The sequence below is a fragment of the Helicobacter pylori genome (assembly GCF_021062735.1).
Taxonomy (GTDB): Bacteria; Campylobacterota; Campylobacteria; order Campylobacterales; family Helicobacteraceae; genus Helicobacter; species Helicobacter pylori_DN.
In genome coordinates, this window is sequence record NZ_JAHXLB010000003.1 from 109,967 (window position 1) to 133,300 (window position 23,334).

General features: G+C 38.4%; 26 protein-coding genes and 1 tRNA gene. 11 read left to right on the plus strand and 16 right to left on the minus strand.

All coding sequences use genetic code 11. The features are described 5' to 3' along the window. Window positions 1-5: 5 nt before the first annotated feature. Both fliF and KX581_RS02660 read right to left on the minus strand, forming a co-directional pair. Window positions 6-1,709: a flagellar basal-body MS-ring/collar protein FliF gene (gene fliF, locus KX581_RS02655; protein WP_231175507.1), complete on the minus strand. Its 1,704-nt coding sequence runs from the start codon at window positions 1,707-1,709 to the stop codon at window positions 6-8. 43 nt (window positions 1,710-1,752) lie between these two features. Beyond that, the gene (locus KX581_RS02660) at window positions 1,753-2,415 is read right to left on the minus strand and encodes a phosphatase PAP2 family protein (RefSeq protein WP_231175508.1); all 663 of its coding nucleotides are present in this window, start codon (window positions 2,413-2,415) and stop codon (window positions 1,753-1,755) included. A gap of 259 nt (window positions 2,416-2,674) precedes the next feature. Between KX581_RS02660 and pyrG the strand changes: the two genes are divergently transcribed. Genes pyrG through KX581_RS02675 form a run of 3 tightly spaced genes read left to right on the plus strand, consistent with a single transcriptional unit; the run spans window position 2,675 to window position 6,731 of the window. After that, complete coding sequence (pyrG, locus tag KX581_RS02665) at window positions 2,675-4,291, plus strand: glutamine hydrolyzing CTP synthase (protein ID WP_180593240.1); 1,617 nt, start codon at window positions 2,675-2,677, stop codon at window positions 4,289-4,291. A gap of 8 nt (window positions 4,292-4,299) precedes the next feature. After that, complete coding sequence (recJ, locus tag KX581_RS02670; protein ID WP_231175509.1) at window positions 4,300-5,850, plus strand: single-stranded-DNA-specific exonuclease RecJ; 1,551 nt, start codon at window positions 4,300-4,302, stop codon at window positions 5,848-5,850. Further along, the gene (locus tag KX581_RS02675) at window positions 5,850-6,731 is read left to right on the plus strand and encodes an RluA family pseudouridine synthase (RefSeq protein ID WP_231175510.1); all 882 of its coding nucleotides are present in this window, start codon (window positions 5,850-5,852) and stop codon (window positions 6,729-6,731) included. Before recJ ends, KX581_RS02675 begins: the two co-directional genes overlap by 1 nt. Before the next feature lie 121 nt (window positions 6,732-6,852). On the opposite strand, the gene KX581_RS02680 is transcribed toward KX581_RS02675, so the two are convergent. From KX581_RS02680 to KX581_RS02720, 9 genes are all read right to left on the minus strand, one after another. Beyond that, window positions 6,853-7,413: a hypothetical protein gene (locus KX581_RS02680; protein WP_231175511.1), complete on the minus strand. Its 561-nt coding sequence runs from the start codon at window positions 7,411-7,413 to the stop codon at window positions 6,853-6,855. Next, the gene (locus KX581_RS02685; RefSeq protein ID WP_000699898.1) at window positions 7,397-7,735 is read right to left on the minus strand and encodes a hypothetical protein; all 339 of its coding nucleotides are present in this window, start codon (window positions 7,733-7,735) and stop codon (window positions 7,397-7,399) included. Before KX581_RS02685 ends, KX581_RS02680 begins: the two co-directional genes overlap by 17 nt. A gap of 186 nt (window positions 7,736-7,921) precedes the next feature. Further along, a complete protein-coding gene (locus KX581_RS02690; protein ID WP_120871649.1) occupies window positions 7,922-8,392 on the minus strand; it encodes a tetratricopeptide repeat protein in 471 nt (156 codons plus the stop codon). A gap of 229 nt (window positions 8,393-8,621) precedes the next feature. Further along, complete coding sequence (ruvX, locus tag KX581_RS02695; RefSeq protein ID WP_231175512.1) at window positions 8,622-9,026, minus strand: Holliday junction resolvase RuvX; 405 nt, start codon at window positions 9,024-9,026, stop codon at window positions 8,622-8,624. Continuing rightward, entirely contained in the window at window positions 9,023-9,823 is an 801-nt protein-coding gene (dprA, locus tag KX581_RS02700) for a DNA-processing protein DprA (protein ID WP_219025788.1), read from the minus strand. Before dprA ends, ruvX begins: the two co-directional genes overlap by 4 nt. Before the next feature lie 6 nt (window positions 9,824-9,829). Then, window positions 9,830-10,063 carry a cell division topological specificity factor MinE gene (minE, locus tag KX581_RS02705; protein ID WP_000051425.1) on the minus strand — a complete coding sequence of 78 codons (234 nt, stop codon included), beginning with the start codon at window positions 10,061-10,063 and terminating at the stop codon, window positions 9,830-9,832. Beyond that, window positions 10,060-10,866: a septum site-determining protein MinD gene (minD, locus tag KX581_RS02710; RefSeq protein WP_231175513.1), complete on the minus strand. Its 807-nt coding sequence runs from the start codon at window positions 10,864-10,866 to the stop codon at window positions 10,060-10,062. Before minD ends, minE begins: the two co-directional genes overlap by 4 nt. Window positions 10,867-10,884: 18 nt before the next feature. Further along, window positions 10,885-11,877, minus strand: coding sequence for a ketol-acid reductoisomerase (gene ilvC / locus KX581_RS02715; protein WP_231175514.1), 993 nt, complete (start codon window positions 11,875-11,877; stop codon window positions 10,885-10,887). 87 nt (window positions 11,878-11,964) lie between these two features. Further along, window positions 11,965-12,041: transfer RNA gene (locus tag KX581_RS02720), tRNA-Arg, on the minus strand. Window positions 12,042-12,134: 93 nt separating this feature from the next. On the opposite strand from KX581_RS02720, the gene KX581_RS02725 reads away from it, so the two are divergent. Both KX581_RS02725 and KX581_RS02730 read left to right on the plus strand, forming a co-directional pair. Continuing rightward, window positions 12,135-12,917 (plus strand): NAD+ synthase, encoded by a 783-nt coding sequence (locus KX581_RS02725; protein ID WP_231175515.1) that lies wholly within the window; start codon window positions 12,135-12,137, stop codon window positions 12,915-12,917. After that, window positions 12,914-13,852: a tetraacyldisaccharide 4'-kinase gene (locus tag KX581_RS02730; RefSeq protein ID WP_231175516.1), complete on the plus strand. Its 939-nt coding sequence runs from the start codon at window positions 12,914-12,916 to the stop codon at window positions 13,850-13,852. The genes KX581_RS02725 and KX581_RS02730 overlap by 4 nt, the downstream gene beginning before the upstream one ends. On the opposite strand, the gene pseH is transcribed toward KX581_RS02730, so the two are convergent. From pseH to flgH, 4 genes are read right to left on the minus strand one after another with little or no spacing between them, the layout of a single operon-like run. Continuing rightward, on the minus strand, window positions 13,785-14,327 hold the full coding sequence (pseH, locus tag KX581_RS02735) for a UDP-4-amino-4,6-dideoxy-N-acetyl-beta-L-altrosamine N-acetyltransferase (protein WP_120873406.1): 543 nt from the start codon (window positions 14,325-14,327) through the stop codon (window positions 13,785-13,787). The genes KX581_RS02730 and pseH overlap by 68 nt on opposite strands. Then, the gene (locus KX581_RS02740) at window positions 14,324-15,196 is read right to left on the minus strand and encodes a CMP-N-acetylneuraminic acid synthetase (RefSeq protein ID WP_231175517.1); all 873 of its coding nucleotides are present in this window, start codon (window positions 15,194-15,196) and stop codon (window positions 14,324-14,326) included. Before KX581_RS02740 ends, pseH begins: the two co-directional genes overlap by 4 nt. Then, window positions 15,187-15,870, minus strand: coding sequence for a pseudaminic acid cytidylyltransferase (gene pseF, locus KX581_RS02745; RefSeq protein ID WP_180629212.1), 684 nt, complete (start codon window positions 15,868-15,870; stop codon window positions 15,187-15,189). Before pseF ends, KX581_RS02740 begins: the two co-directional genes overlap by 10 nt. Before the next feature lie 18 nt (window positions 15,871-15,888). Then, complete coding sequence (gene flgH, locus KX581_RS02750) at window positions 15,889-16,602, minus strand: flagellar basal body L-ring protein FlgH (RefSeq protein WP_001921802.1); 714 nt, start codon at window positions 16,600-16,602, stop codon at window positions 15,889-15,891. A gap of 131 nt (window positions 16,603-16,733) precedes the next feature. On the opposite strand from flgH, the gene KX581_RS02755 reads away from it, so the two are divergent. After that, on the plus strand, window positions 16,734-17,471 hold the full coding sequence (locus tag KX581_RS02755; protein WP_180629213.1) for an outer membrane protein: 738 nt from the start codon (window positions 16,734-16,736) through the stop codon (window positions 17,469-17,471). A 6-nt stretch (window positions 17,472-17,477) separates the two neighbouring features. On the opposite strand, the gene KX581_RS02760 is transcribed toward KX581_RS02755, so the two are convergent. Beyond that, window positions 17,478-18,020, minus strand: coding sequence for a phospholipase D-like domain-containing protein (locus KX581_RS02760; protein WP_120887588.1), 543 nt, complete (start codon window positions 18,018-18,020; stop codon window positions 17,478-17,480). Between the two features lie 141 nt (window positions 18,021-18,161). On the opposite strand from KX581_RS02760, the gene KX581_RS02765 reads away from it, so the two are divergent. The 5 genes from KX581_RS02765 to KX581_RS02785 all read left to right on the plus strand — a co-directional run bounded on the left by KX581_RS02765 (window position 18,162) and on the right by KX581_RS02785 (window position 23,004). Continuing rightward, window positions 18,162-19,637, plus strand: a complete 1,476-nt coding sequence (locus tag KX581_RS02765) for a hypothetical protein (RefSeq protein ID WP_231175518.1) — start codon at window positions 18,162-18,164, stop codon at window positions 19,635-19,637. Next, window positions 19,630-20,250: a guanylate kinase gene (gene gmk / locus KX581_RS02770; RefSeq protein WP_000551229.1), complete on the plus strand. Its 621-nt coding sequence runs from the start codon at window positions 19,630-19,632 to the stop codon at window positions 20,248-20,250. The genes KX581_RS02765 and gmk overlap by 8 nt, the downstream gene beginning before the upstream one ends. Window positions 20,251-20,320: 70 nt before the next feature. Continuing rightward, window positions 20,321-20,560 (plus strand): twin-arginine translocase TatA/TatE family subunit, encoded by a 240-nt coding sequence (tatA, locus tag KX581_RS02775; protein WP_000508576.1) that lies wholly within the window; start codon window positions 20,321-20,323, stop codon window positions 20,558-20,560. 2 nt (window positions 20,561-20,562) lie between these two features. Then, window positions 20,563-22,188, plus strand: coding sequence for an arginine--tRNA ligase (gene argS, locus KX581_RS02780; protein WP_231175519.1), 1,626 nt, complete (start codon window positions 20,563-20,565; stop codon window positions 22,186-22,188). A gap of 60 nt (window positions 22,189-22,248) precedes the next feature. Then, window positions 22,249-23,004: a HugZ family heme oxygenase gene (locus tag KX581_RS02785; protein WP_180426585.1), complete on the plus strand. Its 756-nt coding sequence runs from the start codon at window positions 22,249-22,251 to the stop codon at window positions 23,002-23,004. Window positions 23,005-23,334 lie beyond the last annotated feature (330 nt).

Below are 23,334 nucleotides of genomic sequence, written 5' to 3' on the forward strand. Positions count from 1 at the left end.
CTTTTTTAACCTTTCGCGCTGTCTGAAGAGATTTCATCTTTGATTAGGAGTTTAAAGAGCGTGGCGATTTCATCAGGACGCTCTTTAAGGGTCCCCCTAATTTTTTCTAAAATAATTTCGTATCTTACTTCTTCTTCGCTAAAGGTTGCATTAAGCCCTAATTGATCTTCTACTTTTTTCCTCAAATCGCCCAGTTTGTTCAACTCATCTTCTTCTTCATCCATTTCTTCAAACATGGATTTCACTTCCTTATCTTCATCAGGCACCACTTCTAGCATGCGTTCGCTGAAAGGCACAATCACTTTTTTATAGAAAATAAATAACACTATAAACACCAAAACATACTTGATTAAAGGCGTGAATGAGCCTAAGATTTTTTGAGTTTTGTGCATGATTTTTTCGCTCAAAGTAGCGTTATCAATCACAGGCGCCATAGGGTTAAACTCAAAATTACTCACCGCCACATCATCGCCTCTATTTTGGTTATAGCCAATGGCTTGTTTCACTAGAGCGTTGATTTTTTGAAGCGATTCATCGCTCAAAGGCTCGTATTCTAAAGTGTTTGCCCCATCTTTAAGCGCGATTTTATACTTGCCATCCACCACAACCGCCGCATTCAAACGCACTAAAGTGCCAAACTCGCCCTTAATCTCGCTAATGGTTTTACCCACTTCATAATTGGTCGTGTTTTGAGACTTTTCGTATTTTTCTGGCTCTTTATTGTCTTTCAATCCTTGCACAGGCCCGATATTGCTCACAACCCCCGGCACGCCGCCGACTTGTTTTTTAGAAGCACCTTCTTTTTTTTCTTCTAAATTTTGCTCGCTCCTTACAACATTATTGGGATCAAAAGTCTCTTTAGTGCTTTTCTTTTGGCTGAAATCAAACTCCGCATTGACCCTTGCGACCACCTTGTTTTTACCCCCCACAATAGGGGCTAAGATATTGACAATCTTATTTTCTAAAATGTTTTCAAAATTTTGTTTGTAATGCAATTGCTCTAGGGCTAATTCTTTGGAGTTTTCTAGTATATCGCCCTCGCCTATTGATTCGCCGTTTTCATTCACGATTTTCACATTTTCTATCGTGAGTTTAGGCACAGCTGCAGCGATTAAATTTTTAATCCCTAAAATTTGAGTGGGTGAAAGCTTCATGTCAGGCTTGAGTTTGAGCATCACCGAAGCGCTAGGAGGGACTTCTTTAGCCACAAACACGCTGTCTTTAGGGATTGCAATATGCACATTGGCTTTAAGAATGGGGTTTAAACTTTCAATCGTGCGCGACAATTCGCCCTCAATGGCGCGAATGAGTTTGATATTTTGATCAAAATCAGTCGCCCCAAAGTCTTTAGTGTCAAAGATTTCAAAGCCCACTTTACTCGTTTTAGGGATCCCTTGAGAAGCCAGAGTGATCCTTTCTTCATACACTTTATCTTTAGGGATAAGAATGGTGTCATCTTTGGAGACTTTATAAGGGATTTGGTTTTGCTGGAGGTGCTGTAAGATTAAAGCGTTATCGCTAGAGTCTAAGCCTTCAAATAAAACCCCATAACCCCCTTGCGCGTAGTCTTTTTCTTTAAAGGGATAGAGCAATAAAAACACAAGCAAAGCGGTGATTAAAACCCCAGCTGCGATTAGGGCGATTTTTTGCTTTTTATTGAGCTTGATGAAAAAATCAACAATCCGTTGCAATAATACCTTTAAATCCAATATTAAAACCTTGATAAAATTTTCATTCTTTTAAGCCGTTCGCTTAGATCTTTTGAAACACGCTCAAATAAATCCCTATGGAAAAACAAGCCCCTAACGCCCCTAAACAAAACCCTCCTAAAACACTGCTAAAAGACACCCCTAAAACAATCAGCGCTAAGTCTATTAAAAGAATCAAACCAAGCAAACTACAAGAAAGAATGTTTTGAAATATTTGATGCGTGATCAAGTGGGGTATCAATAAAACAAGCAACCCATAAAATAGCATTAAAGAAAGCGCAGTAGCGTTAGGGAAATTAGCGCTGTGCGAAAGCCATTGAACAAAATGCGTAAAAAGGTGTTTTAAAGATTCTAAAAGAGCTTCAAATATAACCACGCTCAGCACAAACCACACCCCAAGCGCTAAGTTTCTGCGATACAGGCTTAAAAACACCCCCACTAACAAGCTCAAAGGCAACACGAATTGAAAAGAGCCTAAAAAAACAATGCGTTGGAGCGTTTGATCTAAAATAGGGTTAGAAGAATTTGAACGCATCAAGCTAAAAATGGCATTATCCATTGAATTAGTGTAATCAAAAAAAACTAAGCCAGCAATAAGGATAAAAAACGCACTAAAAACGCCTCCTAAAAGAAACAGGGTTTTCACTGGTAATAAAAAAAATGCTTTGGGTTGTGTGGAAACATTTTTGAAAGAATTTTCAGCCATTATTTAAAACCTTTTTAGTAGTTCATTCAAAATGGATATTATACGCCAACGAACTTTAAAATTGCTCTTAAAAGTTTTAAGACAATGAAGTTTAAACACATAAAAGCTTTTCATTTTAATCAAACCTAGCTAATAAGAAACTGAAATTGTTTTTTTTTTTTTTTTTTGAAATCGCTTTAATTTTTGCCCTCTTTTAAAGCTTTTTAACCCTTTTTAGACTACAATGTGAGAAGTAAAAATCAAAGGAACGCAATAACTTATGGATAGAGCCAAATTTATATTCGTTACAGGGGGCGTGTTAAGCTCTCTAGGGAAAGGGATTTCATCTTCTTCAATCGCTACGCTTTTGCAGCATTGCAATTACCAGGTTTCTATTTTGAAGATTGACCCTTATATCAATATTGATCCAGGCACCATGAGCCCTTTAGAGCATGGGGAAGTGTTTGTAACTAGCGATGGCGCTGAAACGGATTTAGACATAGGGCATTATGAACGCTTTTTGAACAGGAATTTAACAAGGTTGAATAATTTCACTACCGGACAGATTTTTTCAAGCGTGATAGAAAAGGAAAGGAAAGGGGAATATTTAGGCAAAACCATTCAAATCGTCCCCCATGTAACCGATGAAATCAAAAGGCGCATTAAAAGCGCGGCTAAGGGGTTGGATTTTTTAATCGTGGAAGTGGGCGGAACCGTGGGCGATATGGAGGGCATGTTTTATTTGGAAGCGATCCGCCAGCTTAAATTGGAATTAGGGAATGAAAAAGTCATCAATGTGCATGTAACCTTGATCCCCTATATCCAAACCACTAACGAATTAAAAACCAAACCCACGCAACATTCCGTCCAAGAATTAAGGCGTCTTGGCGTAACCCCTCAAATCATTTTGGCGCGATCGCCTAAGCCTTTGGATAAAGAATTGAAAAATAAAATCGCTTTGAGTTGCGATGTGGAACAAGACAGCGTGATTGTCGCCACAGACACTAAAAGCATTTACGCATGCCCCATTCTTTTCTTGCAAGAAGGCATTTTAACCCCCATTGCCAGACGCTTTAATTTGAATAAACTACACCCCAAAATGGCGGCTTGGAACACTTTAGTAGAAAAGATTATCGCTCCTAAACACAAAGTCAAAATTGGTTTTGTGGGCAAGTATTTAAGTTTAAAAGAATCTTATAAATCCTTGATTGAAGCCTTAATCCATGCGGGCGCGCATTTGGATGCGCAAGTCAATATTGAATGGCTAGATAGCGAGAATTTTAATGAAAAGACTAATTTAGAGGGCGTTGATGCGATTTTAGTGCCTGGAGGCTTTGGAGAAAGGGGGATTGAGGGCAAAATTTGCGCCATTCAAAGAGCTAGGTTAGAAAAACTCCCCTTTTTAGGGATTTGTTTGGGCATGCAATTAGCGATCGTTGAATTTTGTCGCAATGTTTTGGGTTTAAAAGGGGCTAACTCTACGGAGTTTAACCAACGCTGCGAATACCCTGTGGTGTATTTGATTGGAGATTTTATGGATCAAAACCACCAAAAACAGGTGCGCACCTATAATTCGCCTTTAGGAGGCACCATGCGATTAGGGGAATACGAATGCGAAATCGTGCCAAATAGTTTGTTAGAAAAAGCTTATAAAAAGCCTAGCATTAAAGAAAGACACCGCCATCGTTATGAAATCAACCCCAAATACCGCCAAGAGTGGGAAAATAAGGGCTTGAAAGTGGTGGGTTTTGGAGCGAATCATTTGATTGAAGCGATTGAGTTAGAAGATCACCCGTTCTTTGTGGGGGTGCAATTCCACCCGGAATTCACCTCCAGGTTGCAAAGCCCTAACCCTATTATTTTGGATTTCATTAAGAGTGCTCTTTCTAAATCCTAATCTAACAAATGAAACAAAAGCTTAAAGCTCAAATCAAAGAGCGAGTGGTCTCTATCGCTTATAATGAAAAAGGGTTTCCTAGCCCCTTTTTATTCAAAGACTTGAAAAAAGCCGCACTCAAAATCATAGAAGCCATGCGTGCAAACACAGAAATTTTAGTGGTGGGCGATTATGACGCTGACGGCGTGATTAGCTCTACTATCATGGCAAAATTCTTTGAAAGCCTGAATTATAAGCATGTCCGCATTGCAATCCCTAATCGCTTCATTGATGGCTATGGGATTTCTAAAAAATTTTTAGAAAAACACCACGCCCCTTTAATCATCACGGTGGATAACGGGATTAACGCTTTTGAAGCCGCGCGATTTTGCAAAGAAAAAAATTACACCCTTATCATCACAGATCACCATTGCTTACACCATGATGAAGTCCCAGACGCTTATGCGGTGATCAACCCCAAGCAACCGGATTGTGATTTTATCCAAAAGGAAGTGTGCGGGGCGTTAGTGGCGTTTTATTTATGCTATGGGATCCATCAGCTTTTAGGAAAAGAAAAAAGCCATTCTAGCGAGTTGCTGTGCTTAGCGGGTGTGGCGACTATTGCTGATATGATGCCTTTGACTTTTTTTAACCGCTTTTTAGTTTCTAAAGCCTTGTATTTTTTGCAAAAAGAATCCTTAGGGGCGATGGGGTTTTTGCGCCAAAGAGAAGTTTTTAGAAAACGCTCTTTAAAAGCGAGCGATATTTCTTTTAGTATCGCCCCCTTAATCAACTCCGCAGGGCGCATGCAAGACGCGAAAATGGCTTTAGATTTTTTAAGCGCGAGTAATTTTCAAGATGGCTATTTTTTGTATGAACGCTTGAAAGCATGCAATTTGAAGCGTAAAATGATCCAACAGCAGGTTTTTGAAGAAGCCTTTAAGCATGCGATGGTTGGAGAAAAAATCATCGTCGCTTTTAAGGACAATTGGCATGAGGGCGTGCTGGGGATCGTGGCTTCAAAATTAGTGGAAGCCACTCAAAAGCCAAGCCTGGTTTTTACCTTTAAAGAAGGGGTGTATAAAGGGAGCGCTCGTAGCTCTCAAAATATTGATTTGATTGACGCTTTGAATGGGGTTTCTTCTTTGTTGCTCGGCTATGGAGGGCATAGGCAAGCTTGCGGGTTGAGCGTTGGAAAAAACAATATCATCTCGCTCTTTGAAACTTTAGAAAATTTTGATTTTAAAGTCTTACCTTTTTGTAAAACAGAACCCCCTTTAACGCTCAAATTAAAAGACATTGACAGAGAGCTTTTAGAGATTATAGAAGCGGGCGAACCTTATGGGCAAGAAAACCCAGAGCCGCTCTTTCAAGCACAAAATTTAGAAGTCATAGAAGAAAAAATCATTAAAGAAAGCCACCAGGTTTTGCGTTTTAAGGATAAAGAATGCGTCAAAGAGGCTATTTATTTTAACACTGAGCGGTTTTTGAAAGCAGGCGAAAAGGTGAGTGCGATTTTTAGCGTGGAATTAGATGAGTATTCTAATGAGCCTAAAATGTTTGTTAAAAGTTTGTTGTAGTGCCTTTTGTTGAAGAAGAATTTGAAATTTTAAAACCCACCAAAGCCTTGTTTTTTGTGCGCGATGTTTTAAAATGCTCTTTAAAAGAAGCCCAACGACACCTTGACAAACAACGCCTAAAACATAACCAACAAGCCGTGCGTAAATCTCAAATGATTCAAGGGGTCGTTCGCTTGATTCATTTCAAGCCTAATGAAAAAACTCAAGCGCTTGTTTTTGAGACCAAAGATTTTGGCGTGTTTGACAAACCCGCTCAAGTCTATACCCACCCTAAAGGCTATTTTTACCATGAAAGCTTATTAGATTGTATCCAATCGCATTTTAGCAAAAACGCCCACCCAGCCCACAGACTGGACTATGAAACGAGCGGGTTAGTTTTAGCGGGTAAAACCTTACAAAGCGCTAAGGATTTAAAAGCGCTTTTCATGCAAAAAAAAGTAAAAAAAACTTATTTAGCGCTAGTGCATGGGTTGGTTGATAAAAGTATCGTCATAGACAAACCCATTCTAACGCCACAAAACATTCAAAAAGACTTGCGCATTCGATCTAAAATTTCTCCTTTAGGCAAGCCTTCAATCACGCTTGTTGAGCCTTTAAGCTATAACTCTTTTTTGGATATAAGCTTACTCAAAATCACCCCACTCACCGGGCGTACGCACCAGATCCGCTTGCATTTGAGCAGCGTGGGGCATAGGATCGTGGGCGAGGGGCTTTATGGGGTGGCTGATGAAGAAGCGAGAGGATACCTTCAATTGAAGCGTGAAAACAACGCCCCATTACTCATGCTCCATGCGTTTCGTTTGGGGTTTGAATTTAAGGGGGCGATCTATGAGATCACCTCCCCCATGCCCAAACGATTCATGCCGTTTTTAAAAGATTGATCCCTTTTTTATTGATTATCCCCTGATTGCTTTTATTGATTATTTTTTGATTATTTTTTGATTATTTTTTGATTATTTTCTTTTTGGGGGGGTTTTGATTAAGATTTTTTATATGCTTTTTTTAATCCCCCTTATCCTTTCTAGCTTTCAATTCCTCTTGTTTTTTAAGAATCATTTCTTCAGTAATACTAGAAAGCTTGTCTTTATGGTTTTCATCATTAGAATCTTCTTTGTGGTGGGACTCTTCTTGTTTTTTTGAAATGATTTCTTCAGCGATGTTGGAGAGTTTTTCAAAATTTTTAGCGTCTTTGCGATTGGAGCGGTTTTTTAAATTCTCTCTGATTTGCCTTTTTCTTTGAATGAGTGCAAACATTTTTTGGCTGAATTGGTAGCATTTGCGCACACTTATAACAATCACGCCCCATTTGATCAACAAAGCGATTAAAAGCCAAACAAACGAGCTAGAAGTGTCTAATAAAAACTGACGCACATCGCTATACACCCAAATATCCACCCAAATCACCAACAAAGTGATCAGAATAGAAAACGCAATGCTTTTAAACCGAAAAAGCCACGCCACAATCACAAACCCTCTCGTGTGCCTATGGGCTAATAGCCAGCGTTCATTCTTTTCGCTAAAAAAATTCATTAAACCAGAAATTACGCTATTTTTCTTGTTCATTGTCGCCCTTTTCCCAAACTTCTTTAAAATGCTTGGTGGTTTTTTCTTGCTTTTCTTTCAATTCTTTAGCGTGGATTTGCTCTAACAACCTTTTTTCTTCGGCTTCAAACATGATTTTTAATTCTTCTTCATTAAAATCGCTCAGTTGCATGCCCTCTTTTGCCAAGCGTTTTTCTACGATTTTAACCGCTTGCTCCCTGATTTTTTGAGATTTTTCTTTAAAAAGCACTCGTTTGGTTTTTTGAAACGCTTCATTAGAATTTTTGTGGATCGTTTGTTTGCAAAAATCTAAAAAATCCTTGACTTGATGCATGATCTTCATTATTATCCGTTTTTAAAAAGTTTTTAAGACTAATGACCCCTAAAAGAATACCAAAAAAAGATTAAAACTCTCTAGTAAAATGTCTTCTTAAAAGAATAGGGGGCATTTTGGCGATGCTCTTAACCCCATAAAATAGGGCTTTTGTGGGATAGTTTCTAGGTGAGGCTATCGCATGTTTTTTGTCCCTTATCTCAATTCTTTGAGCGACTCGCATGCCTTTTGTTCCCCTAATTTGCAAGCTTTAGAATAAAAGTAAGCGGCTTTTATTAAGTCTTTTTCCACCCCTTGACCATATTCATATAGAAAACCTAAAAAACCACACCCCCAACTATTATTCAAATTGCATGCTTTAGAACAGAATTGAGCGGCTTTTGTTGAGTCCTTTTCTACGCCTCGACCAGTAGTATATAACACCCCTAAATTCTTACACCCATCACCAATATTCAAATCGCATGCTTTAGAGTAAAAGTAAGCGGCTTTTATTAAGTTTTTTTCCACCCCTTGACCATCTCTATAAAGCACCCCTAAATTATTACAACCCCTACCATATTTCAAATCGCATGCCTTTTCAAAATACTTCCTAGCTTTAGAAAAATCTTGCTTGTCATAACTCAGCATACCCAAATCAACAAGCTCTTCAGGGTTTGGCTCTGCCATTAACCCCCCCCAATCAACACACAGCACAAACACAAAGCCCTAAAAATCGCTTTTTTGAAACTTTCTAGCATGACGCTCTCCCTTTTATTAAAAAATTTAGACTTTATTATAATCAAATATTGATGACTAGAACCTTTTAATTTCACAAATGGGGTTTTTAAACTTCAATTTTTATAATAAAACTCATTCTCTTAAGGGATAGGGGGTATTTTTAAATGAGAATTTATCCCTAATGATTTTTTAAAACCTGCTGGCAATAGTGCTCCAAGATCCTGCAAGCGCTCAAAGAGTCTAACCGGCCGTCTTTAATAGCGAGTCGCTTATTTTTCCTACCCAAATGCTCTAAATTGTCATAAGCTTCTATGCTAGAATTATCTTCATTAATAAAAACGATTTCGCCCTTAAAATCTACAAGCTTGATAAAATGCTCAATGCGTGCGTTCGTATCCGCATAGCTTTCATTGGGCTTGCCCACCACTAGCACCTGAATGTTTTTTTCCCTCAACAAATCGCTTAAATCCCTAGAGGCCTGATTTCTGTTGTGGCGTAAAATCGCTTCTAAAGGCAAGACAACGCCGTTTAAAAGCACAGCGATGCCAATGCGTTTTAACCCCACATCGCATGCTAAAATCATGCTAACACCACGAGATGATTGATGCGTTTGATCTTACCCAACAGCTCGTATTCTAAAAGCTTATCCCCAAATTTGAGATACGCCTCTTCATAGCTCGGGTTTTTGGCGCAATATTCCAAAAATTCATCTTTCATTTCAGGCATTTCTTTTAAATGGTAGTCTTTTAAAAGGGTGTTTATAAAATTTTGAATATTAAATATCCCTTGAGCCTGCCCTTTTTCTAAAAGCTCATTAGTGCCATCGCTCTCATTCAAGCGTTGGGGTAAAACAAACAAGGGTTTTTGGTATTTTTGGGCTAATCTCGCGCTACTCATAGAGCCGCTTTGTAAATCCGCTTGGGGGATAATCACCGCATCGCTTAAAGCGATCACCAGGCGGTTTCTGGCTAAAAAAGAGCCTTTAATGGGCATGAAGTCTTTTTCATATTCGCTTAAAATCAAGCCGTTTTGCGCAATTTCTTGAATCACTTTATGGTTGTTCGTAGGATAGATGAAATCCAAACTGCAAGGCGAAAGCATGATCGTTGTTGGCAAGGCGTTTTCTTGAGCGATAATATCCACGCCTAACGCTCCCCCGCTCACAATAACCGTGCCATTTTTAGCAAGCTCTCTGGCTAGAGTGATCGTGTGTTGCTTGCTATAAGGGGTGGGTCTTCTTGTGCCGATGATAGCCACTTTTAAAGGCGCTTCTAAAAGCTTGGTATCGCCCACACAATAGAGTTTTTTAGGGGGGTCTTTGAGAATGTCAAAGGCTTTAGGGATATTTTCTAGTGCACTGTATTGGAAATTACTTTTCATTTCAAACTATTTAGGCAGTATGATCTCTACTTCAATCGTTTCCACGCTCTGGTTGCTGTCAAGGGTTTTGAAATGGATGTCTGAAGATTTAGTGTATTTTTGAATAACGGCAATGATTTCTTTACGCATTTCTTCCATGTAGGGTAAATTTAAAGTGCGTTCTTTAGCTAAAATCAATTTTAATCGATCTGTCGCAGTGGTCGCGCTCCCTTTGTTTTTAAAAAAATCAAACAAACTCATGAAAATATCCCTTTTAACGTGCTAAAAAAGCCTCTTTTAGCCTTAAATTCCACATATTCCACTTTTTCGCCTAAAATCCTTCTGGTGATGCGTTGGTAAGCTTTCGCGCTCTCGCAATCCGTGCGAATCACCGGCTCGCCCTTATTGGTCGCTGAAATAATATGGCTGTCTTCAGGAATGATCCCAATTAAAGGCAGGCATAAAATCTTAAGCACTTCTTCTATGGAAATCATTTCGCCATTTGCCACTAATTCGGGTTTTAAGCGATTGATTATCAAATGCTTATGCACCTCCATGCCCTTTTTAGCCCGATTAGACTTCGCATCAATAATGCCAATCACTCTGTCGCTATCCCTTAAAGAGCTTACCTCCGGCGTTACCACCACTAACGCCATGTCTGCATGCAAAATCGCATGCTCAAAACCGCTTTCAATCCCAGCCGGTGAGTCAATCAAAATATAGTCAAAATCCGCCCTTAAAGCGTTGATTAAAATCGCTACTTTTTCCTTATCTAAAATATTTTTATCTTTGCTTTGTGAAGCCGCTAAAAAAGAAAGGTTTTTAGTCTTTTTATCCGTGATCAAAGCCTGCGAAAGGTTGCAATTTTTTTCCATCACATCCACCACATCATAAACAATGCGGTTTTCTAAGCCTAAAATCATATCCAAGTTCCTAAGACCTATGTCAAAATCAACCGCTACGACTTTTTTACCGCTCTCAGCCAAGCCGATCGCTAAATTAGCCGTGGTGGTGCTTTTACCCACGCCCCCCTTACCTGAAGTGATAGTAACTACTATTGCCATATGATTCCTTTTAATGATTTATTTTTTATGATTGAATGGGGCGCGTAAGATTTCCCCAATTTGTTCTATTTTAGTTTCTTTAAGGGCTTTCCTCTCTGTGTTTAACCTAGGATAATTCAAGCTCTTTTCTAGTAAAAAATCCTTAGCGAATGAGCCGTTTTGAATCTTTTTTAAGATTTTTTGCATGCGTTTTTCTAACAGATTTCCCATAGGCTCTCTATTTTTAATCGCCCCAAATTCAGCGGTGTTAGAAATGTGTTTCCTTAAGCCCTCTACCCCCTTATGATGCAATAAATCTGCCACCAATTTCACTTCATGCACGCATTCAAAATAGGCTAATTCTTCAGGGTATCCTGCCTTAATTAAAGTTTCAAACCCCATTCTTACAATCGCTTCTAACCCTCCGCACAAAACCGCTTGCTCGCCGAATAAATCGCTCTCGCATTCTTCTTTAAAGCTCGTTTCTAAAACCCCCATTCTCCCTCCACCCATCGCTTTAGCATAACTTAAAGCCACCGCTTTAGCGTTATTTTTTGAGCTTTCTTGCTCTATGGCGATTAAATGGTATAAGCCCCTATTTTTAAGGTATTCTTCTCTTAAAGCGCTCCCAGGCCCTTTTGGCGCGACTAAAATCGCACCCACGCCTTTTGGAAGAACAACCTGATTGAAATGCACGCTAAAACCATGGGCAAAGCCCACAATTTGCCCCTCTTTTAAAAAAGGGATCACTTCTTTTTCTAACACTTCCTTATGCAATTCGTCCGGAAGAAGTGCCATGATCACATCAGAATTTTGGACTAGCTCTTTGACTTCTAGCACCTCAAAACCCTCTGCCTTTGCTTTTGAAACGCTCAAACTCCCTTGATACAAACCAATACGCACTTTTACTTTAGAGTCCCTCAAATTGAGCGCTTGGGCTTCTCCTTGCGCGCCATAGCCGATAATGCCCACTTGTAAGGATTGGATAACGCCTAAATCAATGTCTTTATCATAATAAACGGGTAATGCCAAAATCAAATCTCCTAGCGTGTTTAAGCAAGTATTTATTTTACCATAATGAGAGCGATAATGTTTAAAAACATGCAGAATGTTAAAAAATGGTGTGCTCGGAGGGATTCAAACCCCCGACCTACAGGACCGCAACCTGTTGCTCTATTCAGCTGAGCTACGAGCACTTTTAAAGATTTTAAAGAAGTGAGACGATGATTATAGCAAGAAAAGCTAATTTTTCACTTAAACGATGCGTTTTTTCTATTATAATTTAAGGCATGCAAAAAGATTACCAAAAACTCATCGCTTATTTATGCGATTTTTTAGAAAAAGAAGCGCAAAAACGAGGCTTTAAAAAAGTCGTTTACGGGCTGAGCGGGGGGCTAGATAGCGCGGTCGTTGGGGTGCTATGCCAAAAAGTTTTTAAAGAAAACGCTCATGCCCTTTTAATGCCCTCTTCAGCCTCTATGCCAGAAAGTAAAACAGACGCTTTAGATTTGTGCGAAAAATTTTCTATCCCTTATACAGAATATTCTATCGCTCCCTATGACGCCATCTTTGATTCTCATTTTAAAGACGCAAGCCTCACTAGGAAGGGGAATTTTTGCGCAAGATTGCGCATGGCATTTTTATACGATTATTCTTTAAAAAGCGATTCTTTAGTCATTGGCACGAGCAATAAAAGCGAAAGAATGCTAGGCTATGGCACTTTATTTGGGGATTTGGCGTGTGCGATTAACCCGATTGGGGAATTATTTAAAACCGAAGTTTATGAACTCGCTTATTATTTAAATATCCCTAAAAAGATTTTAAACAAGCCCCCTAGCGCGGATTTATTTGTAGGCCAAAGTGATGAAAAAGATTTGGGCTATCCTTATAGCGTGATCGATCCTTTATTAAAGGATATTGAAGCGTTGTTTCAAACAAAACCCATTGATGCAGAAGCACTCACTCAATTAGGCTATGATGAAATTTTAGTGAAAAATATCATAAGCCGTATCCAAAAAAACGCTTTTAAATTAGAATTACCCGCCATCGCCAAACGATTTAACCCTAAATGAAAAGCGATAAACCCTTTTTAGAACGCTATTTTTATGACCCAACTCTCCTACAAAAGGGGTTGATTTTCGCGCTCTATCCTTTTTCTTTAATCTATCAAGGCATCGCCACCCTTAAACGAAAAACCGCTAAAAAACATGATTTTAAAATCCCCCTTATCAGCATCGGTAATTTGATCGCTGGGGGAAGCGGTAAAACGCCCTTTATTTTAGAAACCGCTCCAAGATACCAAGAAGTGGCGGTTGTCTCTAGGGGGTACCAACGGGATTCTAAAGGCTTAGTGGTGGTGAGCGTTAAAGGAAACATTTTAGTTCCTCAACAAACAGCAGGCGATGAAGCTTATCTTTTAGCCTTAAATTTAAAACAAGCGAGCGTGATTGTGAGCGAAAAAAGAGAGCTAGGCGTTTTAAAAGCCCTTGAATTAGGGGCAAAGATCGTGTTTTTAGACGATGGTTTTAGGTTTAATTTCAACCAATTCAATTTGCTTTTAAAGCCTAAAGTCCCCCCCTACTACCCTTTTTGTTTGCCTAGCGGGTTGTATAGAGAAAGCATCAAAAGCTATAAAGAAGCCCATTTAGTCATTACCGAAGATAAGGATTATCAAAGAATAACCTCTATTTCTCGCCCCACCAAACGCATGCTTTTAGTAACGGCTATCGCTAATCCTAGCAGGCTTGATGCGTTTTTACCTAAAGAAGTGGTTAAAAAATTGTATTTTAAAGACCATGCCCTTTTTGATTTGGAGCTTTTAGAAAAAGAGTTTTATCAAAATAACGCCACTTCCTTATTGGTTACTTCAAAAGATCTCGTCAAATTACAAGATTGCAACTTGCCTTTAAGCGTATTGGATTTAAAACTAGAAATTTGCCCTAAAGTTTTAGAGAGAATTGATCGTTATATCCTTTCTTATCCTTGTAATACAAAAGAACATCTATAAATTCCTTTTCTTTAGAGATAAAGCCTTTCAAACGCCCCTCTAACTCATAATGGTTTTTTTCATAAAAAGCGATCGCTTTGAAATTGTTTTCCATCACTTCTAAGTGCAAAGAATTTAACTGGAACTCTTCAAAAGCGATGCATTCTAAAGCTTTTAAAATAGTTTCTCCCCCATTTTTCAAAAAAGGGTTTTTATAAATCCCCAAATACCCATGCTTATGAAAAAAATTGATTTTAGTGATAGAGCCAACCCCTAAATAAACGCCCTCTTCTTTAAACAAAAAATAGCGGTGGTTGGGCGAGTTTTTTAAATCTTCTATGAATTGCAAATGCGTTTTTAAAGAAATAAAAGTGCTATACATCCATAAGGCAGTGTTTGGGTGGTTACGAAACTCTAAAACCAACAGCTTTTCTTCATCGTTTAAATGGATAAAATCAATCGCTTGGATATTTCCATAAGAATAATTTTTTTTCAAATCTCTAAAAACTCCCTTAATGCGCCATCTAGCTCACTCCCAAAGGCCAGGGTTTTTGCCCAGGCTTGGTTTTTTTGAATTTGTAAATTTTCAAAATCTCTAGCTAAAGTTTTTAAACTCGTTTGTTTGAAGATGCCTGAATTTTCAAATTCTTGGCTTTGAAGGATTTGATTAGAAGCAATGGGAATGATAAGAGAGGGCGTTTGAGAAAGGGCTAATTCATAGAGGGTTTGGCCTGCAGCGCTAATGGCGCAAGCGCAAAATTTCATCAAAGAACTGAACTCTAAAGGGCTTAAAGGGCTGTAATAATGCGTGTTTTTGGGAGGATTTTTGGGGATATAAGGTGAAATGATATGCAAATGCATGCCCTTATTTTCTAAAATTTTGACTATCTCTTTGAGCGTTTTTTGCTCGCTCCCCCCTAGAGTGATTAGCACTTCTTTATTTTCTGTATTAATAGGGCGCTCATAGACAAAGCGAATATCAATAGGGTAAAACCCCACCCCCAAATAATACCGATAATCTTTTGATAAATAATGGTAGTGTTTTAAAGCGTTCAGCGTGAAATTTAGGATCTTGGTGTTTTTAGGGTAAAACCCCTTAGCATGCTCTTTATCTTCTATGACCATAAGGCTTTTGGCTTTTTCTTTTAAAAGATAAAAATCCCTTGAATTTAAACAATAGCTGTCCGTAATCAAAAAATCATCATTGCCAACGCCCTCTAAAAAAGCGCTTATATTATTTTGCTGGTGTAAATAAAGATCCGCTTTAACCCCTAATTTTTCTATAAAAGAAAGGATTTTTTCACAACGCCTCACATGCCCTAAACCGCTTGTTAAAAAACAATCGCACAAAATTTTTACTGGCATGCGTTTTTTAAACGGCTGTATTTGATCTTGGCTAATTCTAAATCTTCTAAAGTGTCAATATCTTGGACTTCTAAGGGCGATAATTCTAAAGCGATAGAATTTTGACTAAAAATAGGCCGCATTTCTTTAAAGGCTTGAGCTTTCCCCATATAAAGCAACCCTGCGTCATGATAGAGCGTTTTTAAATCTTGTGTGCGCGTGTTTGAATGCTCTTTAAAAGCCATTTGAACGCCGTTTTCAAGGCTAAAAGAACGATAGGGCGAAGCGCTAAAGGGAGAGCATGTGAAAACATAATCCGTATTTTCTTTTAAAGCCTCAAAAGCGTTTCTTAAATGCTTTTCTTGTAAAAATACTGAAGCGCCATACAAACAACACGCAATATCTTCATCTTTTAATTCTAATTCTTTCATGTGATAGGCCATCACCTCTAAAGTCGTAGCTCTATCGTCCGCTAAAATTTTAGGGCGCAAATTCAAAAAACTCGCCCCATAATTTTTAGCTAAATTCACATACTCCATGCTATCGCTAGAGATAAACACCTTTTCAAAGAGCTTGGAATTTAGCGCCGCTTCAATAGGGTAAGCGAGCATGGGTTTATTGAAAAAATCAATAATATTTTTATTCTTGATCCTTTTACTAGAACTTCTGGCTAAAACAATAGCGATCGCTCTCATGCTAGGCTTTGCTCTTTATTAATAAGGCATTTGGGTTTCCATCGCATCAGCAGCGAATTTCTTTTTATTGGAATCGCTCAAATGCCCTAAATTCGTGTATTCAATCTTAGCGTCAGCTAAAAACTTGGATTGGATGGTGTTATTCCTTTCAATATCATAAGGACGGATCACCCCACTCACCTTGAGGATTTGCTTTTCCCCATCCACTAGCACTTCCTTATTCCCATAGATGAAATAATTCCCGTTTTCTAGCACCTTAATGATGCGAGCGCTCAACACAATCTCTAAATCTTCGCTCTTTTTTTGCGAGCCACCGCCTTTAAAATTCGTGTTATTGCTGGATTTAGTGAAATTGTAATTATTCTTATCGTCCAAATACTCCGCTTCTTTTTTCTTTTTTTCATCTAGCCCGTTATAAGTGAGTCTTGGGGGCGTGGAATTACCCCCTGAAGCGCTTTTATAATCTTTAGAACTAGAATAATTCGCGCTCGCTTTTTCAGAGACAATGATTGTGATCAAATCGTTAGGCTTCATCGCCCTCCTGTCCGCAAATAAGGGGCGCTCACCCTGCCCAAACAAACTCCCCAACTTGTTCAATTCAGGGATAAATTCTTTAGAGGGGGTTTCTTCTACATAATTAGGAGGGTTAAAATCAATTTTTGGCTCATTGGCTGATGCCATGCTAAATATAACGCTAAACGCAACAGCCCCTAAATAAAGCGCTTTTTTCATCCACTAGCCTTACTTTTGAGTTATTTTAAGCCCTAAATTATACTCTCTTATAAAGAATAAATGCTTAATTTTGAGTAAGTTATTGTAAAATTTAGATCTTTATAATGAAACTTACTATGCAGGAGATAAAATTGAGAACCTTGTTAAAAATGTTAGTTGGCACAAGCTTGCTAACACACGCCTTAGCAGCTAAAGAAGAAAGCGCAGCACCTTCTTGGACAAAAAATTTGTATATGGGATTCAATTACCAAACAGGTTCTATCAATTTAATGACTAATATCCATGAAGTTAGAGAAGTCACTAACTATCAAACCGGTTACACCAATATCATAACCAGCGTTAATAGCGTTAAAAAGCTCACCAACATGGGATCTAATGGGATTGGCTTAGTCATGGGCTATAACCACTTTTTCCATCCGGATAAAATCTTGGGCTTGCGCTATTTCGCTTTTTTAGACTGGCAAGGCTATGGCATGAGATACCCTAAAGGCTATTATGGTGGCAATAACATGATCACTTATGGCGTGGGCGTGGATGCGGTGTGGAATTTCTTCCAAGGGAGTTTCTATCAAGATGATATTAGCGTGGATATTGGCGTTTTTGGGGGGATTGCGATTGCTGGGAATAGCTGGTATATTGGCAGTAAAGGGCAGGAATTGTTAGGCATCACTAACAGCAGTGCGGTTGATAACACTTCTTTTCAATTCCTCTTTAACTTTGGCCTCAAGGCTTTATTTGTAGATGAACATGAATTTGAAATCGGTTTTAAATTCCCCACCATTAATAACAAATACTACACCACTGATGCGCTCAAGGTTCAAATGCGTAGGGTCTTTGCCTTTTATGTGGGGTATAATTACCACTTCTAAAAGGCTTTAAAACCCAACGCAACTCCCTAACATCTTTTGATAATAACTCTTGGCTTTGAGAATTGTCTCTGTGTCATCGGTTTTTAAAAGCACTTCGTAATTGTTTTCAAAAGCGTTTTTGCTCCAATTCGCTGAGCCTAAAAACACGATCTTATCATCAATGATCGCTACTTTTTGGTGCATGATGCCGTAATAATTCCCGTTTTTAGCCTTAAGCCCTTTCAATAAGCACACTTTCGTGTTAGGGTATTTGTCTAAATAGCCAATAGTGGATTGCTTGTTATTATGATTGCTTTCATAATCATAAATGATTTGCACCTTGATCCCCCTACTCGCTACGCTTTTAATGGCTCTTGCAATATCTCTGTGCGTGAAACTATAAATAGCGATTTTCACGCTCTCTCTAGCACTGCTAATACCAGAAACTAAAGCATTCAAAGCGTCTCTTTGCTCATAAGGTAAGACAAATAAGCTGTTTTTAGCTTGCAAAACCCCTAAACAGCCCACTAACACACCCACGCCAACGATTTTTTTAAACTTGTTGAACATCAAATGATCCTTATTTTAAATTACACTCATGATAAAAACAACCAACCAAGTGGTTTTTTGATTATAATAAAAGATTTAAAAAAAGCGATAAAAATTGATAGGCTTAAAGAAGCGTTTCTTATCAAATAAGGAGTCCCTAAAATGAAAATGATTCTATTCAACCAAAACCCCATGATCACAAAGCTGCTTGAGAGTGTCTCTAAGAAATTGGAATTGCCTATGGAAAATTTTAACCACTATCAAGAGTTATCCGCGCACCTTAAAAAAGATCCAGAATGGATTTTGATAGCCGATGATGAATGTTTGGAAAAACTAGACCAAGTGGATTGGCTAGAATTAAAAGAAACCATCTCTCAAAATAAAAACAGCGTGTGCATGTATAAAAAGGGCAATGAAATGCAGCCCTTCTTAGAGGGCTTTGAGATGAAAATGAAAAAACCTTTTTTACCCACTGAGATTTTAAAAATCCTTCAAAAAAAGCTTGGTTCTAACATAAACGAGCTAGAGCCTAGCCAGAATTTAGACCCAACTCAAGAAGTTTTAGAAACCAATTGGGACGAATTAGAAAGTTTAGGCGATTTAGAAGCCCTAGCCAAAGAAGAGCCTAACAATGAAGAGCAACTACTCCCCACTTTAGATGCGCAAGAAGAAAAAGAAGAGATTAAAGAAACGCCCCAAAAAGAAGAAAAGCCTAAAGATGATGAAACGCAAGAGGGTGATGAAACTCCCAAAGATGAAGAAGTTTCTAAAGAGTTGGAAACGCAAGAAAAATTAGAAATCCCTAAAGAAGAAACGCAAGAAGAAGTTAAGGAAGAGATCAAAGAAGAAACGCAAGAACAAGAGCCAATCAAAGAAGAAACACAAGAAAATAAGGAGGAAAAACAAGAAGAAACACAAGATTCCCCAAGCGCGCAAGAATTAGAGGCCATGCAAGAATTAGTTAAAGAAATCCAAGAAAACTCTAACGAGGATAAAAAAGAAACGCAAGAAAGCGCAGAAATTCCACAAGATAAAGAAATCCAAGAAGTTGTTACCGAAAAAGCCCAAGCACACGAGTTAGAAATTCCTAAAGAAAAAACGCAAGAAAGTGCAGAAGCTCTCCAAGAAACCCAAGCACACGAGTTAGAAAAACAAGAAATCGCAGAAACCCCACAAGATGTAGAAACACCGCAAGAAAAAGAAACGCCACAAACCCAAGAAAAAGAAACCCCCAAAGATGAAAACACGCAAGAAAGCGTGCAAAATTTACAAGAAAAAGAAATCCAAAAAGCCCAAGATGAAACGCCCCAAGAAGACCATTACGAAAGCATTGAAGACATTCCTGAGCCGGTGATGGCTAAAGCGATGGGGGAAGAATTGCCCTTTTTAAATGAAGCCGTTGCAAAAACTCCTAATAATGAGAACGACACAGAAACCCCTAAAGAGAGCGTTATAAAAACCCCGCAAGAAACCCCGCAAGAAAAAGAAGAAAGCGATAAAACTTCCAGCCCCCTAGAATTGCGCTTGAATTTGCAGGATTTATTAAAAAGCCTCAATCAAGAGTCCTTAAAAAGCCTTTTAGAAAACAAGACCTTAAGCATTAAAATCACTTTAGAGGATAAAAAACCTGATGCATAATGATTTTAATTTACTCATCCTTTCAGGCCCTAGCGGAGCGGGTAAAAGCACCCTTACAAAGTATTTGCAAGAAAAAATCCCCAAAACCCATTTTTCCCTTTCCACCACCACACGAAAACCCAGAGAGGGCGAAGTTGATGGCTTGCATTACAATTTTGTCAGCGAAGAAGAATTCAAACAAGGCATAGAAAAAGGGCAGTTTTTAGAATGGGCGATCGTGCATAACCACTATTATGGCACTTCTAAAATCCCTGTAGAAAAAGCCTTAAAAGAGGGCAAAATCGTCATTTTTGATATTGATGTGCAAGGGCATGAGATTCTTAAAAAGCATTACCCCAACGCATGCTCTGTGTTTATTAGCACCAAAAACCAAGAGATTTTAAAAGAGCGCTTGCTTTTAAGGGGGACGGATTCTAAAGAGACGATAGAAAAACGCTTGATCAACGCTTATAAAGAAATGCAGTGCTTGGAGAGCTTTGATTACCTCATCATCAATGAAGATTTAGAAAAATCCAAAGAAATCATCTTAAGCATCGCAAAAACTTTAGTCCATCGCTTAAAAGCGTTTAATTTTGAAAAAATATGCAAGGCTTGGAAAAACGAATCCTTATAAAACCTATCAATTATTTTTTAAAAAAGCTATAATTCAAGAAAAAACCAACCAATAGTTTAAGGAGTAGAATATGGGCGGATTCACAAGCATATGGCATTGGGTCATTGTTTTATTAGTGATTGTGTTGTTATTTGGGGCTAAAAAGATCCCAGAGTTGGCTAAGGGTTTAGGCAGTGGGATTAAAAATTTCAAAAAAGCCGTGAAAGACGATGAAGAAGAGGCTAAAAACGAGCCAAAAACCCTAGACGCTCAAGCAGCACAAACCAAGGTGCATGAGAGCAGCGAGATTAAAAGCAAACAAGAGAGTTAAACATGCACACTCTCATTAAGGGCGTTTTAGAAGAGATTTTAGAAGAAGAAGTCATTATTGAATACCCTAAAGACAGAGAGCATGGGCATTACGCTACGCCCATTGCTTTCAATCTCGCCAAAGTTTTTAAAAAATCGCCCTTAGTTATCGCTGAAGAGTTAGCCCTTAAAATCAGCACGCACGAAAAAACTCAAGGGCTTTTTGACAGCGTAGTGGCTTGTAAGGGCTATATCAATTTCACGCTTTCTTTAGATTTTTTAGAGCGTTTCACCCAAAAGGCTTTAGAATTAAAAGAACGATTTGGCTCTCAAATTAAAAGCGAGCGTTCTCAAAAAATCTTTTTAGAATTTGTGAGCGCTAACCCCACAGGGCCTTTACACATAGGGCATGCTAGAGGGGCGGTGTTTGGCGATAGTTTGGCTAAAATCGCTCGCTTTTTAGGGCATGAAGTTTTGTGCGAATATTATGTCAATGACATGGGATCTCAAATCCGCTTGCTAGGGCTTTCTGTATGGCTCGCTTACAGAGAGCATGTTTTAAAAGAAAGCGTAACTTATCCGGAAGTCTTTTACAAAGGCGAATACATCATTGAGATCGCCAAAAAGGCGAGTAACGATTTAGAGCCAAGCCTTTTTAAAGAAAACGAAGAGACTATCATTGGAGTTTTAAGCGGCTACGCTAAAGATTTAATGCTTTTAGAAATTAAGGATAATTTAGACGCTTTAGGCATTCATTTTGATTCCTATGCGAGCGAAAAAGAAATTTTTAAACATAAAGATGCGGTGTTTGAACGATTAGAAAAAGCGAACGCCCTTTATGAAAAGGATTCTAAAATTTGGCTCAAATCTTCACTCTACCAAGATGAAAGCGATCGGGTGCTCATTAAAGAAGATAAGAGCTGCACTTATTTAGCCGGCGATATTGTCTATCATGATGAAAAATTCAAGCAAAACTACACCAAATATATCAACATTTGGGGGGCAGACCACCACGGCTATATCGCTAGAGTGAAAGCCAGCCTTGAGTTTTTGGGCTATGATTCCAACAAACTTGAAGTCTTACTCGCTCAAATGGTGCGCTTGCTCAAAGATAACGAGCCTTACAAGATGAGTAAAAGAGCGGGTAATTTTATTTTGATTAAAGATGTGGTTGATGATGTGGGTAAGGACGCTTTAAGGTTTATTTTTTTAAGCAAACGGCTTGACACGCATTTAGAATTTGATGTCAATACCTTAAAAAAGCAAGACAGCTCAAACCCTATTTACTATATCCATTACGCTAATTCGCGCATCCACACCATGCTAGAAAAATCGCCTTTTTCTAAAGAAGAAATTTTACAAACCCCTTTAACCAATTTAAACACTGAAGAAAAATACCTACTTTTTAGCGCTTTAAGCTTGCCTAAAATCATTGAATCTTCTTTTGAAGAATACGGCTTGCAAAAAATGTGCGAATACGCAAAAACCCTCGCTTCAGAATTCCACCACTTCTATAACGCTGGCAAGATTTTAAACACCCCTAAAGCTAAAGAGCTTTTAAAGATTTGTTTGATGGTGAGCTTGAGTTTAAGCAACGCTTTCAAGCTTTTAGGCATAGAGATAAAAACCAAAATTTCCGCTAAAGATTAAGCTAATATTTAATTTTTTGTTATAACATTCCCCTTATTTTCAAAAAATAAGGAGAATATTTTGCTTAATCGTATTATAGAGCACATGAACGCTCACCATGTAGAAGACATGAAAGGTTTGTTGAAAAAATTCGGGCAAGTCCATCACGCTGAAAATGTCGCCTTTAAAAGCGTGGATTCTCAAGGCGTTGTGATTGGTTATAACAACAATCAAACCTTAAGGATTGAATTTAACCACGAAGTCAAAGACCCTAAAGACTACAAAAACGCTATCATTGAATTGTGTCAAAGCATAGAAAAAACCCATGATTTAAAAGGCGTGGAAGAAGAAGTTAAAGCCTTTAAAGAAGGCTTTGATTCTGTTTGTTTAGCGACCTTACACCCTAATGGGCATGTGGTATGCTCTTATGCGCCTTTAATGAGCGATGGCAAACAATACTATATTTATGTGAGCGAAGTGGCTGAACATTTTGCCGGCCTTAAACACAACCCCCACAATGTGGAAGTGATGTTTTTAGAAGATGAAAGCAAGGCTAAATCAGCTATTTTGAGAAAACGCTTGCGTTATAAAACCAACGCTCGTTTTATTGAAAGAGGGGCAGAGTTTGACAAAGCGTTTGATTCTTTCATTGAAAAAACCGGCGGAGCTGGGGGCATTAAAACCATTCGCACCATGCAAGATTTCCATTTGATCGCATTGGATTTCAAAGAAGGGCGTTTCGTGAAAGGCTTTGGCCAAGCTTATGACATTTTAGGCGATAAAATCGCTTATGTTGGGGGTAAAGGCAACCCACACGATTTCGCTCACAAGAAATAAACTTTCTCACTCATAAGGGGCGAACGCCCCAAAAAGACCGCTTTTTAGAGGGGTTATGGCAAAGTCAAGCCCTTTACTATCCACTCTTAAAAAATGCTAAAAGCCTTTTTATGGGCTAACACCACACAAAAAGCGTCAAAATCAAAAAAATGACAAAATTTTTAAGAAAATGACAAAAAAAAAAAAACGCTTTATGCTATAATACTCCAAATACATTGCAAATGCATTCTAATGCAAATGTATTTTAATGTATGAAATCCCTAATATTCAATTCAATCTAAAAAGGAGAAAACATGAAAAAAACCCTTTTACTCTCTCTCTCTCTCTCTC

What these genes read in the sequence shown, in the direction of transcription:
- KX581_RS02660 (WP_231175508.1), bottom strand. Translation starts at nt 2,415, where the DNA reads ATGGCTGAAAATTCTTTCAAAAATGTTTCCACACAACCCAAAGCATTT.
- pyrG (WP_180593240.1), top strand. Translation starts at nt 2,675, where the DNA reads ATGGATAGAGCCAAATTTATATTCGTTACAGGGGGCGTGTTAAGCTCT.
- recJ (WP_231175509.1), top strand. Translation starts at nt 4,300, where the DNA reads ATGAAACAAAAGCTTAAAGCTCAAATCAAAGAGCGAGTGGTCTCTATC.
- KX581_RS02680 (WP_231175511.1), bottom strand. Translation starts at nt 7,413, where the DNA reads ATGAACAAGAAAAATAGCGTAATTTCTGGTTTAATGAATTTTTTTAGC.
- KX581_RS02685 (WP_000699898.1), bottom strand. Translation starts at nt 7,735, where the DNA reads ATGAAGATCATGCATCAAGTCAAGGATTTTTTAGATTTTTGCAAACAA.
- KX581_RS02690 (WP_120871649.1), bottom strand. Translation starts at nt 8,392, where the DNA reads ATGGCAGAGCCAAACCCTGAAGAGCTTGTTGATTTGGGTATGCTGAGT.
- ruvX (WP_231175512.1), bottom strand. Translation starts at nt 9,026, where the DNA reads ATGATTTTAGCATGCGATGTGGGGTTAAAACGCATTGGCATCGCTGTG.
- dprA (WP_219025788.1), bottom strand. Translation starts at nt 9,823, where the DNA reads ATGAAAAGTAATTTCCAATACAGTGCACTAGAAAATATCCCTAAAGCC.
- minE (WP_000051425.1), bottom strand. Translation starts at nt 10,063, where the DNA reads ATGAGTTTGTTTGATTTTTTTAAAAACAAAGGGAGCGCGACCACTGCG.
- minD (WP_231175513.1), bottom strand. Translation starts at nt 10,866, where the DNA reads ATGGCAATAGTAGTTACTATCACTTCAGGTAAGGGGGGCGTGGGTAAA.
- KX581_RS02725 (WP_231175515.1), top strand. Translation starts at nt 12,135, where the DNA reads ATGCAAAAAGATTACCAAAAACTCATCGCTTATTTATGCGATTTTTTA.
- KX581_RS02730 (WP_231175516.1), top strand. Translation starts at nt 12,914, where the DNA reads ATGAAAAGCGATAAACCCTTTTTAGAACGCTATTTTTATGACCCAACT.
- KX581_RS02740 (WP_231175517.1), bottom strand. Translation starts at nt 15,196, where the DNA reads ATGCCAGTAAAAATTTTGTGCGATTGTTTTTTAACAAGCGGTTTAGGG.
- pseF (WP_180629212.1), bottom strand. Translation starts at nt 15,870, where the DNA reads ATGAGAGCGATCGCTATTGTTTTAGCCAGAAGTTCTAGTAAAAGGATC.
- flgH (WP_001921802.1), bottom strand. Translation starts at nt 16,602, where the DNA reads ATGAAAAAAGCGCTTTATTTAGGGGCTGTTGCGTTTAGCGTTATATTT.
- KX581_RS02760 (WP_120887588.1), bottom strand. Translation starts at nt 18,020, where the DNA reads ATGTTCAACAAGTTTAAAAAAATCGTTGGCGTGGGTGTGTTAGTGGGC.
- KX581_RS02765 (WP_231175518.1), top strand. Translation starts at nt 18,162, where the DNA reads ATGAAAATGATTCTATTCAACCAAAACCCCATGATCACAAAGCTGCTT.
- gmk (WP_000551229.1), top strand. Translation starts at nt 19,630, where the DNA reads ATGCATAATGATTTTAATTTACTCATCCTTTCAGGCCCTAGCGGAGCG.
- tatA (WP_000508576.1), top strand. Translation starts at nt 20,321, where the DNA reads ATGGGCGGATTCACAAGCATATGGCATTGGGTCATTGTTTTATTAGTG.
- argS (WP_231175519.1), top strand. Translation starts at nt 20,563, where the DNA reads ATGCACACTCTCATTAAGGGCGTTTTAGAAGAGATTTTAGAAGAAGAA.